The organism is Thermus sp. CCB_US3_UF1, assembly GCF_000236585.1.
In the GTDB taxonomy this organism is placed as follows: Bacteria; Deinococcota; Deinococci; order Deinococcales; family Thermaceae; genus Thermus.
In genome coordinates this window covers 1,426,714-1,440,326 of record NC_017278.1, presented here as the reverse complement: position 1 = coordinate 1,440,326, position 13,613 = coordinate 1,426,714, and the positions used below count along the sequence as shown (strand labels likewise).

Sequence of the window (13,613 nt, the reverse complement as noted above, 5' to 3'; positions counted from 1 at the left end):
GCATGGGGCTATGCTTTGGGTCCTGAGGGGGGGGCTCCTCCTTCTCCTCCTCCTGGCCTTCCTGGACCCCAGATGGCCCCTAAGGGGGCGGGTGGTCTACCTCCTGGACTTCTCCCCCTCGGCCCGGGAAGGGGTGTTTGCCCTGGCGGGAACCCTTCCCCGGGATGGGGTGTACCTGGCCTTTGCCGAACGGGTGGTGCGCCTTCCCACCCCCACCGCCCGCCGGCTGGACCTGGGGGAGGGGACGGACCTGCGGGCGGCCTTCCGCGAGGCCGAGCGGCTGCGGCCCGCCCGGGTGGTCCTGGTTTCCGACGGGCTTTTTCCCCCTCTGGCTCCCCCCTTTCCCCTAGACGTTCTTCCTGTTTCCCCAAGGCCCCACGTGGCCGTGCGCCTGGTGCCCCCGCCTTACCCCCTTTACGGGGAGACCGTGGGGGTGGGGGTGGTCTTGGAGGCCCCGGTGCCCACGGAGGCCCGCCTCCGGGTGGAAGGGCCTGGAGGGCCCCTGGTCCGCAACCTGCGGGTGGCGGGGCGGCGGGTCCTCACCTACACCTTCCCCCTCACCGGGGAGGCGCGGGTGGTGGCGGTGGCCGAGGGGGTGTGGGGGAGGAGCCAGGCCGAGGCCCGCCTGGCCCCTGCGGACCGGGGCAAGGCCCTGGTCCTGGGGGACCCGGCCCTGGCCCGCTACCTCGAGGCCCAGGGGTTTGCGGTGGAGGAAGGCCCCTTCCGCCTGCCCCTGGAAGCCGACCTGGTGGCCGTGGGCCTGGGGGTGTTGGACCTGCCGGAAGGGGCTCCTGAAGCCCTCCGGGACTTCCTGCGCCAGGGCGGGGGGCTTCTTTTCACCGCCACCCCTAGGGGGCTTTTCCTGGGGGGGTGGGACCGGGCCCTGCCCGAGGACCTGCCCCTGAAGCCCCTGGGGCGCAAGGGGGCAGCCTTGGTCCTGGTCCTGGACGTCTCGGGGAGCATGGAGGGGGAGAAGCTCTCCCTGGCGGTGGCGGGGGCGCTGGAGCTGGTGCGCTCCGCGGCCCCCGAGGACTACCTGGGGGTGGTGCTCTTCTCCTCCGGCCACCGGGTCCTCTTCCCCCCCAGGCCCATGACCGCCCAGGCCAAGAAGGAGGCGGAAAGCCTCCTCCTTTCCGTGAGGGCAGGGGGTGGCACCGTCCTGGGGGGGGCTTTTCGCGAGGCCGTGCGCCTTTTGCAAGGGGTGCCGGCGGAGCGGAAGGGGGTGCTGGTCCTCACCGATGGCCTCATCTCCGACCCCCAGGGTCCCATCCTGGACCTGGCCGGGGCCTCGGGGCTGGAGGTGAGCGCCCTGGCCCTGGGGGAGGATGCGGACGCCGCCTTCCTGGAGGCCCTGGCCCGGCGGGGCGGGGGGCGGTTTTACCGGGCGGCAAGCCCCAGGGAGCTCCCCCGCCTCTTCCTGAAGGAGGGGCAGGAGGTCTTCCAGGGGGGAAGCCTGGAGGGGCGGTTTCCCCTGCAGGCCGCCCCCCATCCCCTGGTCCAGGGCCAGGCCTTTCCCCCCTTGGCCCTCCTCCTCCCCGCCCGGGCCGAGCCCTGGGCCGAGGTCCTCCTTAAGAGCGGGGAGCGGGCGGTCCTGGCCCTGGGGGAGCGGGGGGAGGGGCGGGTGGCGGCCTTGGCCACGGACCTCTCCCGCTCCTGGCGGGACTGGGAGGGGGCGGCGGCCTTCCTGGGGGGGCTGGCCCGCTACCTCATGGGGGGCAGGCGGGCCCTGGCCCTCCAGGCCTACCCCGAGGGGGAGGGGGTGCGGGTGGTGGCCCTGGGGGGGTGGGAAAGCCCCCTCCTCCTGGCCGGAGGGGAGGAGGTGCCCTTGGTGCCCGCGGGCCCCGGGCGGTATGAGGCCTGGACCCGGGCGGAGGGGGTTCTCCTGGACGGGAAGCGCCGCCTGCCCCTAAGCCTTCCCCTGCCGGGGGAGTGGACCCCGAGGGACGGGGAGGCGGTCCTCCGGGCCATGGCCGAGGGAAGTGGGGGACGGCTGCTGCGGCCAGGGGAGTCCCCTCCGCCCCCGGTGGCCGCCCTTCCCCTACGTCCCTACCTCCTGGCCTTGGCCCTCCTCCTCTTCCTCCTGGAGCGGGTCCTCGAGGCCCGGGTAAGCCCAGGCACACTTCCCCGCCCCTTGGGGAAATAGCCTTGAGGCCAAGGGGGTAGGCTATGGAACGCAGGGCCTTTCTGAAGGGGACGGGCGTGTGGCTTTTGGCAGGGGGTCTGGGCCAGGGCCTGGCCCAGGGCCGCCCCCCTAGGGGGGTGAACGGGGGCGGGTTTTACCGCCTGGCCCTGGGCCAGGTGGGGGTGGTGGTCCTCTCCGACGGCCAGTCGGCCCCGGGGCCCCTCCTGCCCAACTGGGGGGCGAACCCTGAGCTGCAGGACCGCTTCCGCCAGACCCTTCTGGAAAACTTTCTGAACCCCGAGGCCACCCGCAACAACTTCAACCCCGTCCTCCTGGACCTGGGGACGGCCCGGCTCCTGGTGGACACGGGGCGGGGGGCGGCCTCGGGGGGGAGGCTTCTAGAGCACCTGGCCCTGGCGGGGTACGCCCCGGAGGAGATCACCCATGTCTTCCTCACCCACGGCCACCCCGACCACATCGGCGGCCTGGTGGACGAGGGGGGGAGGCCCCTTTTCCCCCGGGCCCAGCACCTCATGGGGGAGGTGGACCTGGACCACTGGCTGAAAAACCCTTCCCCGGCGGTGACCCGCAACCTCGTTCCCTTGCGGGAGCGCATCCGCCCCGTGAAGGACGGGGAGGAGATCCTCCCCGGGGTGCGGGCGGTGGCCTCCTTCGGCCATACCCCGGGGCACATGAGCCTCGAGGTCCTCTCCCAGAACCAGCGCCTCTTCGTCTTCGGGGACGCCGCCGGGCACCACCTCCTCTCCCTGCGCTTCCCCCAGGCCTACCTGGGGTTTGACATGGACCGGGAAGGGGTGGTGCGCACCCGGGCCCGGCTTTTCCAGAAGGTGGCCCAGGAAGGCCACCTGGTCACCGCTTACCACTTCCCGTGGCCCGCGGTGGGGCGCATCCGCCGGGCAGGGGAGGGGTACGAGTTCGTCCCTGCCTTCTTTGAGTTTTAGGTGATGTGCAAGGATCACGCGGCTTTCCCTGGGGGAGGCCTAGGCTGGAACCATGCTTCATTGGGATGACGAGTTGGAGCGCCGCATCCAGCAGGAGCTGGCCCGCAAGCACTGGGAGGAAAGCCCCCTGAGGGCACGGCTGCGGGAACTAGAGCTGGAGGTTTTCCACCTGCGCCAGCAGCTGGGCTACCTCAAGAAGGAGAACCAGGAGCTGCGGGACCAGCTGCAGGCCCTGCTGGTGGGCCAGGCTTTTCCCAAGGAAGCCTGGGCGGAGGTGAAAGGGACCCTGGAGGAAGCCTGGTTGGAGCTGGTCCTGATGGCTTCCCCCCGGGCGGAGGCGCTTTCTGGGATTATCCGCCGCCTGGAGCGCTTCCTCCTTGACCAAAACCCTCGCTGATCTGCACCAGCACCGCCTCCCCCCGCACGGTGAGGGTTCCTTGGGCGTAGAGCTCCGCCTCCACCACCACCTTTTTGCCCTTGACCTCCTTGGCCCGCCCGAGGAGGAGGAGCTCCGGGCCCAAGGGAGTGGGCTTGAGGTAGTCCACCTTGAGGCTGGCGGTGACGAAGCGCAAGGGGTTTTCCTCCAAGGAGATCCCCTCCGCATCCGCCTTGGCGGCGGCGGCGGTGGCGGTGGCGTGGCAATCCACCAAGGAGGCCAAAAGCCCCCCGTAGACAAAGCCGGGGATGGCGGTGTGGTGGGGGCTGGGGGTAAACCGGGTCTGGCTTTCCTTCCGCTTTGGGTCCCAGTAGGTCTTCAGGTGCAGGCCCATGGGGTTGAGGTAGCCGCAGCCGTAGCAGTGGGCCCACGCGGGGGGGTAGTAGAGCTGGATGGCCTTCATGGGAGGAGCCCCTAGGCCAGCCCCTGGGCCCGCCAGCGCTCGGGGACGGCCCCTTTGAGGAAGTCCACGATCTCCTGGGTGCTGGTCCCCGGGCCGAAGACCGCGGCCACCCCCAGGTCCTTCAGCTTGGGCACGTCCTCGTCGGGGATGATGCCCCCCCCGAAGAGGAGGATGTCGGAGGCACCCTGCTCTTCCAGGAGGCGCTTGACCTCCCGGAAGTAGTGCATGTGGGCCCCGGAGAGGATGGAAAGCCCGATGGCGTCCACATCCTCCTGGATGGCGGCGGACACGATCATCTCCGGGGTCTGGCGTAGCCCGGTGTAGATGACCTCCATGCCCGCATCCCTTAGGGCCCGGGCCACCACCTTGGCCCCCCGGTCGTGGCCGTCCAACCCAGGTTTAGCGATGAGCACCCGTATGCGCCTGTCCATATCCCGATTCTATTCAGATCAGACGTAAGCTGGTTCCTGGTAGGTCCCGTACACTTCCCGCAAGACGTCCATCATCTCCCCCAGGGTGCAGTAGGCCAGGGCGCATTCCACGAAGTGGGGCATGGTGTTCTGCCCCTCCACCGCTGCCCGGCGCAGGCCGGAGAGGGCCTCCTCCACCCGCTTGGGGTCCCGCTCCCGGCGCACCCGGGCCAGGCGCTCCGCCTGTACCCGCTCCACCTCTGGGTCCACCAGCTGGATAGGCACTTTTAGGGGGATCTCGTCGGTGAAGGCGTTCACCCCCACGATGATCCGCTCCTTGCGCTCCACCTCCTGCTGGTAGCGGTAGCTGGCCTCGGCCAATTCCCGGAGGAAGTACCCCTCCTCCTCAGTACACGTCAAAACGTGGGACCACCCCTTTAGGATGGACCTGCGCCCACGTGGATGGGCAGGTACCCATAGGAGGTGGTCCCCATGGAACAGCTTACCCCACTCATCAACGCCTTGAAGCGATACTGGAAGGCCGACCTCAGGCGCCTCACCTTCCTGGCCGCCCTGGTGATGGCTCTGGTCACCGCCCGCACCACAAGCGGCCCCAGACTCGCTCTTTCCCTCGGCTCCATAGCCAGCCCTGACCCCCGCTCCGCCTACCGAAGGTTCCAGCGGTTCTTGGCCTGGCCGGGGCTGGACGGGGAGGGCTATGCCCGCTTCATCTTCGCCCTCCTCCGACCCCAAGGGCTCCTCCTGGTCATGGACCGGACCGAGTGGGAGCTGGGGAAGAGCAAGGTCAACCTCCTGATGCTGGCCTTCCTGTACCAAGGCCTGGCCGTCCCCCTGTTCTGGAGCTTCCTTCCCCACGACGGCAACTCCTCCACCCCCGAACGCATCGCCCTGATGGAGAGGGCCTTGGCTTTCCTGAGGGCCCACTTCCCCCACCTCCGGGTGGAGGGGTTCCTGGCGGATCGGGAGTTCATAGGGGAGGCGTGGTTCCGGTACCTGGAGGAGAAGGGCATCCCCCGGTGCATCCGAATCAAGGCCAACACCCGGATGTGGCGGTTGGGCTCGGGCCCTCGGGCCTGGGAGCTCTTTGCCTCCCTGAAGGTGGGAGAGAGCCGGGTGCCCAGGCGGCGGTACTGGGTCTACGGGCGGCGCATGTGGGTGGTGGGGTTGCGCCTTGGGGTCCGGGAGTGGCTGATTGTGGCTACGGACCTGGACCCTCACCGGGTGCTGGAGGTGTACGGGCTCAGGTGGGGGATAGAGCGGCTCTTTGGGGCCCTGAAGGGGCGGGGATTTGACCTGGAGGCCACGCACGTGACGCGGGGGGAGAGGCTTTCGCGGCTTTTGGTCCCCTTGAGCCTGGCCTTCGTGTGGGCGTTTCGGACGGGGCTTGTGCTGCACCGGGTGCGTCCGGTGAGGCCCAAGAAGCACGGGAGGCTGGGACAGAGCCTCTTCCGGGCGGGGCTGGACCTGCTCACCCTTTGGGCGCTTGCCCTCTGGGGTGCAGGGGGAGGAAGGCGCGGAAGTCCCTTGGGGTTATGCCCTATGGAGGTTTTGACGTGTACATAGCCCCTCCTCAATTGCCCGCACCACCCCACCCATGCGGCGGATCTCCTCGATGATGGCCATGGCCTGGCGCTCCATCTCGTCGGTGAGCCACTCCACGTAGTAGCTCCCCGCCAGGGGGTCAATGGTGTGGGTGACCCCGGTTTCGTAGGCGATGATCTGCTGCGTCCTGAGGGCGATGGTGGCGCTTTCCTCGGTGGGCAGGGCCAGGGCCTCGTCGTAGGCGTCGGTGTGCAGGCTGTTGGTGCCCCCTAGCACCGCGGCCAGGGCCTGGATGGCCACCCGGGCGATGTTGTTGAGAGGTTGTTGGGCGGTGAGGGAAACCCCCGCCGTCTGGGCGTGGGTGCGGAGCATCCAGCTTTGCGGGTTCTTGGCCCCGTAGCGGTGGCGCATCTCCTTGGCCCAGATGCGCCTGGCGGCGCGGAACTTGGCGATCTCCTCAAAGAAATCGTTGTGCACGTCAAAGAAGAAGCTGATCCGGGGGGCGAACTCGTCCACGTCCAGGCCCCGTTTGAGGGCGGCCTCCACGTACTCAAAGCCATCCGCCAGGGTCCAGGCCAGCTCCTGCACCGCGGTGCTCCCCGCCTCGCGGATGTGGTAGCCGGAGACGGAGATGAAGTTCCACTTGGGAACGTTCTTGGGCCCCCATTCAAAGGTGTCGATGACCAGCTTCACGCTGGGCTCGGGGGGGAAGATGAACTCCTTCTGGGCGATGAACTCCTTGAGGATATCGTTCTGGATGGTGCCCCCCAGTTTTTTCCAGTCGTAGCCCCGTTTCTTGGCCACCGCCAGGTACATGGCCCAGATGGCGTTGGCGGGGCTATTGATGGTCATGGAGGTGGTGACCTCTTCCAGGTTGATGCCGTCAAAGAGGACCTCCATGTCCGCCAGGCTGGAGACGGCTACCCCGCACTTGCCCACCTCCCCCTTGGAAAGGGGGTGGTCGGAGTCGTAGCCCATGAGGGTGGGGAGGTCAAAGGCCACGGAAAGCCCGGTCTGGCCCGCCTTGAGGAGCTTTTTGAAGCGCTCGTTGGTCTGCTCGGCGGTGCCGAAGCCGGCGAACATGCGCATGGTCCAGAGCTTGGACCGGTACATGGAGCCGTAGACCCCCCGGGTGTAGGGGTACTCCCCCGGGTAGCCCCGCTTCTCCTCGTACTCGGGGTCCAGCACCCCGATGTCCTCGGGGGTGTAGAGGGGTTCGGGGGCGATGTCCGAAAGGGTGCGGTGGGCTACGGGCCTTTCGGGCATCTTCTCCAGGCTCTTCCGGTACGTCTCCCTGAGCCAGTCGTGCTTCTTGCGCATGGACCCTCCCTTTGTCCCCAGTGTACGCTTTTTTGCGGGGGAGGAAAAGAGCGTTATACCCCGTTCAGCGCTGGCGCTCGCTTTCCGGCTCCACGTGGATGGTGACCACCAGGCCAGGGAAGGCCTTTTCCAGGTCCCCTTCCAGCTCGTCGCAGAGGCGGTGGGCCTCCTCCACGCTCATCCTCCCCGGGACCACCAGGTGGAACTCCAGGAAGGTCCGGGGGCCGGCCCGGCGGGTCTTGAGGTCGTGGACCTCGAGGGCCCTCCCGGAAAGCCGCTCCTGGATCACCCGCCGGATCCCCTCTACCTCCTCTGGGGAAAGCCCCTCGTCCATCAGCCCCCCCACGGAGTGGCGCACCAGGCGGAAGCCCATGAGGAGGATGTTCCCCGCCACCAGCAGGGCCAAAAGGGGGTCCAGGGCCCAGAACCCCGTGAGCCAGGCCAGGCCTATCCCCAGGAGGACCCCTGCGGAGGTCAGGACGTCGGAGAGGACGTGGTACCCGTCGGCGGTGAGGGCGGGGGAGCGGTGGCGGCGCCCCTCCCGGATGAGGTGGTAGGCCAGGAGGCCGTTCGCCCCCGAGGCCAGGAGGCTGACCAGAAGACCAGGGCCCAGGCCCTCCAGGGGGGTAGGGCGGAGGAGCTTGGGCAGGGCTTCCTTGGCGATGAGGAGGGCGGCCAGCACCACCAGGACCCCTTCCAGCACCGCGGAAAAGTACTCGGCCTTGGAGTGGCCGAAGGGGTGGGTGTCGTCCGGGGGCTTTTGGGCGTAGCGGATGGCCGCCAGGGCCGCCAGGGCCGCGGCCACGTTCACCGTGGACTCCAGGGCATCGGAGAGGAGGGCCACGGAGCCCGTGAGGAGGTAGGCCAGGGTCTTGAGCCCCAGGACCAGGAGGGCCACCCCAAGGCTCAGGCGGGCCGCTTGGGCTGCCACCCTAGGCCTCTTCTTCCGCCAGCTCCCGCTTGGGCTTGAGGAGGGGGAAGAGGAGGACATCCCGCAAGGAGGGCTGGTCGGTGAGGATCATGGCCAGGCGGTCCAGGCCCAGGCCCAGGCCTGCGGCGGGGGGCATGCCGTACTCCAGGGCCAGGAGGAAGTCCTCGTCGGGCTCTGGGGCCTCCTCGTCCCCCTCCCGGCGGCGCTTGGCCTGTTCCAGGAAGCGTTCCCGCTGGTCCAGGGGGTCGTTGAGCTCGGAGTAGGCCGGGGCCAGCTCCATCCCGGCAGCGTAGAGGTCCCAGCGCTCGGTGAGGCCCGGCTTCTCCCGGTGCCGCTTGGCCAGGGGGCTGATGGCCAGGGGGAAGTCCAGGACGAAGGTGGGGTTCCAGAGCTCGGGTTCCACGTAGAGGCCAAAGAGCTTGTCCAGGAGCTTGTAGCTGGGCACTCCGGAAAGCTCTGGGTGGTGGGCGTCGGCGAAGAGGCGGAGGCGCTCGAGGTCCAGGGGGTCAAAGGAGAGGCCGGCCTTTTCCTTCAGGGCCTCCACGAAGGAGATGCGCCTAAAGGGCGGGGTGAAGTCCACGATCCGCCCCTGGTAGGGCACCTGGTAGGTGCCGAAGAGGTGGAGGACCAAACCCGAAAGGAGCTCCTCCACCAGCGCCGCCATGTCCTGGTAGTCGGCGTAGGCCCAGTAGGCCTCCAGCATGGTGAACTCGGGGTTGTGGTTGTGATCAATGCCCTCGTTGCGGAAGTTGCGCCCGATCTCAAAGACCTTCTCAAACCCGCCCACCAGGAGCCGCTTGAGGTAAAGCTCCAAGGAGATGCGCAGGTAGAACTCGTGGTCCAGGGCGTTGTGAAAGGTTTTGAAGGGCCGGGCCTCCGCTCCCCCCGTGGTGGGCTGGAGGATGGGCGTCTCCACCTCCAAAAACCCCCGCTCCTCAAAGAAGCGGCGGATGTAGCGCACCATGGCGGTGCGCCGGCGGAAGACCTCCCGCACCTCGGGGTTGACGATGAGGTCCAGGTAGCGCTGGCGGTAGCGCACCTCCTTGTCCTTGATGCCGTGCCACTTGTCGGGCAGGGGGTGGAGGCCCTTTACCAGGGGGGTCCAGGACAGGACCTTGACCGTGACCTCCCCGGTTTTGGTGGTGAACACCGGGCCCTTGACCCCCAGGATGTCCCCCACGTCCAGCTTTTTTAGAAGCTCGTACCGGGGGGTGAGGTCCTTCTGGAAATAGAGCTGGATCCGGCCGCTCTCGTCCAGGAGGTGGGCGAAGGTGACCTTGCCCATGCGCCTGAGGGCCACGATCCGCCCGGCCAGGGCCACCTCCTCCGCCCATTCCGTTTCCGGGGGGGCCCCGGCCTTGGCCGCGAGGATCTCCTGGGCGCTATGGCTTTTGGGGAAACGGTAGGGGTAGGGCTCAAAGCCCTCTTCCACCAGGGCTTCCAGGTTCAGGAGACGTTGGCGCGTCTGCTCGTTCATGGAGGCTAACCGTGCACGGCCACCACGCGGAATTCCTTCTTGCCCTTGGGGGTTTCCAAGGACAAGACATCCCCCACCCGGTGGCCGAGGAGGGCCTTGCCCATGGGGGAGGCGTCAGAGATCTTCATGGGGACTTCCAGGACGCTGGCCTCTGCCGGGGAGACCACCTGGACGGAGAGGCGCTCCCCAGTGACGGGGTCCTCCAGCTCCACCACCGAGCCCAGGCCGATGACCTCGCCCGTGGCCTCTTCCAGGATGACCGCCCGGGAGAGGACGTCTTCCAGGGAGTCAATCCGGGCCTCAATCCGGGCCTTTTCCTGCTTGGCTGCCTCCAGGCCCGAGTCGTCGTAATCGTCGGAGGACTCCATGAGCTCCTGCAGGATCTGGGTGGCCTGCTGCAGCCGTTCCCGCTCCTGCTCCAGCTGCTTCATGAGCCGTTCGTACCCGGCCTTGGTCAGCTTCACTTCGCGCGCCATAGCTCACCTCGTAAGTCATGGAGGCCGGCCAACGCCGACCTCCTTGGCCCAAGGGCCCCCTTCTCAGGTGAGTATACCCCGAAGGAGGATTTCCCTCAAACGTTCGGGTTCGGCATGGCTGGCGCAGGAGGCGGTGTCCAGGCAGAGCACCAGGTAGCGGAGGTGGTGGGCCCTTCCCCCCACGGGGTGGCGGAAGAAGCCCAGGGCGCTTCCCGAAAGGTGGCGGCGGCAAGCCTCGCACACCTGGGGGGTGGTGGCCGAGCCGGGGAGGGGTTCCAGCTCCAGGCGGAGTTCCGGGGGGCCCTTTTCCAGGATGACCACCCGGCCCTCCCCATCCCGGTAGTAGAGGATTTCCCCGAGGGGAAGGAGGTCAGGGGAGGTGCCTGGAAAGAGCTCCAGGATCATCTCCCGTTCTTCGTGGTCCATGCCCCTAGCTTAGCCCAAGGCGGCCCAGCAGGGGGGGGAGGAAGAGGTATAGGCCCACCAGGAGGGCCAGGAGGCTGGCCAGGAGCACGGCGGCTGCGGCGGTGTCCTTGGCCCGCTTGGCCAGGGGATGGTAGACGGGGCTCGCCAGGTCGGTTAGGGCCTCGAGGGCGGTGTTGAGGAGCTCCAGGGAAAGGACCAGGGCGATGAGGAGGAGGACGGGCACCGGGCTCACCCCAAGCCAAAGGCTGAGGCCCAGGGCCAGGAGGCCCAGGTAGACCTCGAGGCGGAAGTTGCGCTGCACCCGCCAGGCGTAGACCACCCCTTCCCAGGCGTAGCCGAAGGAGCGGACCACCCCCTTTAGAGGGTGAGGATCCTCTCTTGGACGCGGTGGAACCCGGCCCAATCCTCCTCCTTCTGGTGGTCGTGGCCCAGGAGGTGGAAGAGGCCGTGGGCGGCCAAGACCAGGACCTCCTCCTCCAAGGAGGCCCCCCGGGCCTCCGCCTGCTTCTTGGCCGTGTCCAGGCTGATCCAGATGTCCCCCAGGTGGGGGGGGATGAAGGGGTCCCCGGGCTCGTAGTGGGGGAAGGAGAGGACGTCCGTGGCCTCGTCCTCCCCCCACCAGGCCCGCTTGAGGGCCCTAAGGCGGCGGTCCCCCGTGAGGATCACCGTGACCGCCTTGTCCCCCACCCCGAGCTCGCCCATGAGGGCGGCGAGGGCCCGGCGGAGCCTGGGCCTTAGGCCCCGGGGGGGCCTCTTATTGGCTACGATCTCCACCACGCTCGGCGTCCTCGTAGGCCTTGATGATGCGGGCCACCAGGGGGTGGCGCACCACGTCCGACTCCTTGAAGTAGATGAAGGCGATCCCCTCAATGCCCTTGAGGATCCTTGTGGCCTCAATGAGGCCGGATTTCTGGTGCTTGGGCAGGTCGATCTGGGTCACGTCCCCGGTGATGACCATCTTGGAGGAGAAGCCCATGCGGGTCAGGAACATCTTCATCTGCTCCGGGGTGGTGTTCTGGGCCTCATCCAGGATGATGAAGGCGTCGTTCAGGGTCCGCCCCCGCATGAAGGCCAGGGGGGCCACCTCGATGATGCCCGACTGCAGGTACTGCTCAAAGCGCTCGGCGTCGATCATGTCAAAGAGGGCGTCGTAAAGGGGGCGTAGGTAGGGGTCCACCTTGGCCTGGATGTCCCCGGGCAAGAAGCCCAGCTTCTCCCCCGCCTCCACCGCGGGCCGGGTGAGGACGATGCGCTTCACCTTGCGGGCGCGCAGGTGGCTCACGGCCATGGCCACCGCCAGGTAGGTCTTGCCCGTGCCCGCCGGGCCCACGCCGAAGGTGATGTCGTGGGCGGCGATGGCCTCCACGTACCGCCTCTGCCCCGGGGTCTTGGGGCGGAGCCGCCCGGGCAAGGCCAGCTCCGTCTCCGGGGTGGTGGCCCGGTACAGCCCCTCCCCCTGGAGGGCCAGGCCCACCGCCTGCTCCAGGGTGGGCTCGTCCAGCTCCGCCCCCTGGCGCAGGAGGGCCAAGAGGTCGCGGATGGCCCTTTCCGCCACCGCCACCGCCTCCTTGTCCCCGGAAAGCTCCACCGCCTCCCCCCGCACCACCAGCTTCAGGCCTTCGCCAAAGGCCTCGCGCAGGAGGCTGCGGAGCTTTTTTAGGTTGCGGTCGGCCTGGCCCAAAAAGGCCAGGGTTTCCTCGGGCTTCAGGGGGATTACCAGCCTTTGGGCTTCTTCAGGATTTCGTGCCATATCACCCCTTTCAGGAGGCCTTCCCGGTCTGTTTGGACCAGCCCCTTGCGCCGGGCCTTGGGAGGGGCTTCCTCGGGAGGCGTTTCCCGGAAGCGGACCTCGAGGGGGGTCCGCTCTGGGCTTGGCAGCCGCTCCAGGCTATCCCCCTCCCGGCCTGGGGCGGGTGGGGGAGGGGGTGGGGCGGGTTTGGGCTTGGCTTTGGGCCGGGCCTTGGGCCGGGGGCGGGGCGGGGCCTCGGGGGGGGGCAGGTCCTCGGGGAAGCCCGGGGGGACAGGGGGGGGTTTCCGCGTCAGGCCCTGAAGGGCGGGGATCACGATGAAGAAGAGGAGGAAGAGGAGGCCCAGGAGGTCGTCCAGGCTCATTCCTCACCCTCGGGCTTGGCCGCCCGGCTGATGGACTCCCGCATGTCCGTGTCGGCCTCGATGTTCTTCAGGCGGTAGTAGTCCATAACCCCCAGGTTCCCCTCCCGCAGGGCCTCGGCCAGGGCCAGGGGCACCTGGGCCTGGGCCTCCACCAGCTTGGCCCGCATGGCCTCCACCAGGGCCCGGTTTTCCTGCTCCGCGGCCACGGCCATGGCCCGGCGTTCCTCCGCCTTGGCCTGGGCGATCTTCTTGTCGGCCTCCGCCTGGTCGATCTGCAGCTGGGCCCCGATGTTCTTGCCCACGTCCACGTCGGCGATGTCCACGGAAAGGATCTCAAAGGCGGTGCCCGCGTCCAGCCCCTTTTCCAGGACCGTTTTGGAGATGCGGTCGGGGTTTTCCAGCACTTCCTTGTGGGAGAGGGCGGAGCCGATGGTGGTCACGATGCCCTCGCCTACCCGGGCGATGATGGTCTCCTCCCCGGCCCCGCCCACCAGGCGGTCGATGTTGGCCCGCACCGTCACCCGGGCCGTGGCCAAAAGCTGGATCCCGTCCTTGGCCACCGCGGCCACCATGGGGGTCTGGATCACCTTGGGGTTCACGGAAACCCGCACCGCTTCCAGCACGTCCCGCCCCGCCAGGTCAATGGCCGCCGCCCGGTCAAAGGTGAGCTTGATGCCCGCCTTGTCGGCGGCGATCAGGGCGTCCACCACCCGGTCCACATTCCCCCCCGCCAGGTAGTGGGCCTCGAGGCGGTCCAGCCGCACGTCCAGCCCGGCCTTGGTGGCCTTGATGAGGGGGTAGATGATCCTGGCCGGGGGGACGCGCCTTAGGCGCATGGCCACCAGGGTCAGGAGGGGTACCCGCACCCCCGCGGCCCAGGCGGAGATCCACAGGCCCACGGGGATGAAGCTGAAGAAGAGAAACACCAGGATGAGAACGATAAAGGCCAAAAAGAGCACACCGAGTCCTTCCATA

15 protein-coding genes and 2 pseudogenes are annotated in these 13,613 nt (G+C 68.3%); 4 read left to right on the top strand and 13 right to left on the bottom strand.

Going from position 1 to position 13,613, the window contains the following annotated elements:
• Nucleotides 1-10: 10 nt before the first annotated feature.
• From TCCBUS3UF1_RS07160 to TCCBUS3UF1_RS07150, 3 genes are read left to right on the top strand one after another with little or no spacing between them, the layout of a single operon-like run.
• Nucleotides 11-2,143: a vWA domain-containing protein gene (locus TCCBUS3UF1_RS07160; RefSeq protein WP_014515848.1), complete on the top strand. Its 2,133-nt coding sequence runs from the start codon at nucleotides 11-13 to the stop codon at nucleotides 2,141-2,143.
• A gap of 23 nt (nucleotides 2,144-2,166) precedes the next feature.
• The gene (locus TCCBUS3UF1_RS07155; RefSeq protein ID WP_014515847.1) at nucleotides 2,167-3,084 is read left to right on the top strand and encodes an MBL fold metallo-hydrolase; all 918 of its coding nucleotides are present in this window, start codon (nucleotides 2,167-2,169) and stop codon (nucleotides 3,082-3,084) included.
• Between the two features lie 52 nt (nucleotides 3,085-3,136).
• Nucleotides 3,137-3,481 (top strand): hypothetical protein, encoded by a 345-nt coding sequence (locus TCCBUS3UF1_RS07150; RefSeq protein ID WP_014515846.1) that lies wholly within the window; start codon nucleotides 3,137-3,139, stop codon nucleotides 3,479-3,481.
• Here TCCBUS3UF1_RS07150 and TCCBUS3UF1_RS07145 read toward each other — a convergent pair.
• The 3 genes and pseudogenes from TCCBUS3UF1_RS07145 to TCCBUS3UF1_RS07135 all read right to left on the bottom strand — a co-directional run.
• The gene (locus TCCBUS3UF1_RS07145; RefSeq protein ID WP_014515845.1) at nucleotides 3,435-3,923 is read right to left on the bottom strand and encodes a PaaI family thioesterase; all 489 of its coding nucleotides are present in this window, start codon (nucleotides 3,921-3,923) and stop codon (nucleotides 3,435-3,437) included. The two genes, TCCBUS3UF1_RS07150 and TCCBUS3UF1_RS07145, sit on opposite strands and share 47 nt — an antisense overlap.
• A gap of 11 nt (nucleotides 3,924-3,934) precedes the next feature.
• Nucleotides 3,935-4,354 carry a cobalamin B12-binding domain-containing protein gene (locus TCCBUS3UF1_RS07140; RefSeq protein ID WP_041433817.1) on the bottom strand — a complete coding sequence of 140 codons (420 nt, stop codon included), beginning with the start codon at nucleotides 4,352-4,354 and terminating at the stop codon, nucleotides 3,935-3,937.
• Between the two features lie 18 nt (nucleotides 4,355-4,372).
• Nucleotides 4,373-4,738, bottom strand: a pseudogene (locus TCCBUS3UF1_RS07135) (methylmalonyl-CoA mutase family protein); the annotation flags it as partial.
• Between the two features lie 87 nt (nucleotides 4,739-4,825).
• Here TCCBUS3UF1_RS07135 and TCCBUS3UF1_RS07130 point away from each other — a divergent pair.
• On the top strand, nucleotides 4,826-5,917 hold the full coding sequence (locus TCCBUS3UF1_RS07130; RefSeq protein WP_014514485.1) for an IS4 family transposase: 1,092 nt from the start codon (nucleotides 4,826-4,828) through the stop codon (nucleotides 5,915-5,917).
• Here TCCBUS3UF1_RS07130 and TCCBUS3UF1_RS07125 read toward each other — a convergent pair.
• The 10 genes and pseudogenes from TCCBUS3UF1_RS07125 to floA all read right to left on the bottom strand — a co-directional run.
• A pseudogene (locus TCCBUS3UF1_RS07125) lies at nucleotides 5,903-7,216 on the bottom strand (methylmalonyl-CoA mutase); the annotation flags it as partial. The gene TCCBUS3UF1_RS07130 and the pseudogene TCCBUS3UF1_RS07125 overlap by 15 nt on opposite strands.
• Nucleotides 7,217-7,280: 64 nt before the next feature.
• Nucleotides 7,281-8,147 carry a cation diffusion facilitator family transporter gene (locus TCCBUS3UF1_RS07120; RefSeq protein WP_014515841.1) on the bottom strand — a complete coding sequence of 289 codons (867 nt, stop codon included), beginning with the start codon at nucleotides 8,145-8,147 and terminating at the stop codon, nucleotides 7,281-7,283.
• A gap of 1 nt (nucleotide 8,148) precedes the next feature.
• Nucleotides 8,149-9,624 carry a lysine--tRNA ligase gene (gene lysS, locus TCCBUS3UF1_RS07115; RefSeq protein ID WP_014515840.1) on the bottom strand — a complete coding sequence of 492 codons (1,476 nt, stop codon included), beginning with the start codon at nucleotides 9,622-9,624 and terminating at the stop codon, nucleotides 8,149-8,151.
• Between the two features lie 5 nt (nucleotides 9,625-9,629).
• Nucleotides 9,630-10,100 carry a GreA/GreB family elongation factor gene (locus tag TCCBUS3UF1_RS07110; protein ID WP_041433815.1) on the bottom strand — a complete coding sequence of 157 codons (471 nt, stop codon included), beginning with the start codon at nucleotides 10,098-10,100 and terminating at the stop codon, nucleotides 9,630-9,632.
• A gap of 63 nt (nucleotides 10,101-10,163) precedes the next feature.
• A complete protein-coding gene (locus TCCBUS3UF1_RS07105; protein ID WP_014515838.1) occupies nucleotides 10,164-10,526 on the bottom strand; it encodes a hypothetical protein in 363 nt (120 codons plus the stop codon).
• A 4-nt stretch (nucleotides 10,527-10,530) separates the two neighbouring features.
• Nucleotides 10,531-10,929 (bottom strand): diacylglycerol kinase, encoded by a 399-nt coding sequence (locus TCCBUS3UF1_RS07100; RefSeq protein WP_155983276.1) that lies wholly within the window; start codon nucleotides 10,927-10,929, stop codon nucleotides 10,531-10,533.
• Nucleotides 10,884-11,303 carry an rRNA maturation RNase YbeY gene (gene ybeY / locus TCCBUS3UF1_RS07095; protein ID WP_014515836.1) on the bottom strand — a complete coding sequence of 140 codons (420 nt, stop codon included), beginning with the start codon at nucleotides 11,301-11,303 and terminating at the stop codon, nucleotides 10,884-10,886. The genes TCCBUS3UF1_RS07100 and ybeY overlap by 46 nt, the downstream gene beginning before the upstream one ends.
• The gene (locus TCCBUS3UF1_RS07090; protein ID WP_014515835.1) at nucleotides 11,281-12,276 is read right to left on the bottom strand and encodes a PhoH family protein; all 996 of its coding nucleotides are present in this window, start codon (nucleotides 12,274-12,276) and stop codon (nucleotides 11,281-11,283) included. Before TCCBUS3UF1_RS07090 ends, ybeY begins: the two co-directional genes overlap by 23 nt.
• The gene (locus TCCBUS3UF1_RS07085) at nucleotides 12,240-12,638 is read right to left on the bottom strand and encodes a hypothetical protein (protein ID WP_014515834.1); all 399 of its coding nucleotides are present in this window, start codon (nucleotides 12,636-12,638) and stop codon (nucleotides 12,240-12,242) included. Before TCCBUS3UF1_RS07085 ends, TCCBUS3UF1_RS07090 begins: the two co-directional genes overlap by 37 nt.
• Nucleotides 12,635-13,612 (bottom strand): flotillin-like protein FloA, encoded by a 978-nt coding sequence (floA, locus tag TCCBUS3UF1_RS07080; RefSeq protein WP_014515833.1) that lies wholly within the window; start codon nucleotides 13,610-13,612, stop codon nucleotides 12,635-12,637. Before floA ends, TCCBUS3UF1_RS07085 begins: the two co-directional genes overlap by 4 nt.
• Between the last annotated feature and the right edge of the window lies 1 nt (nucleotide 13,613).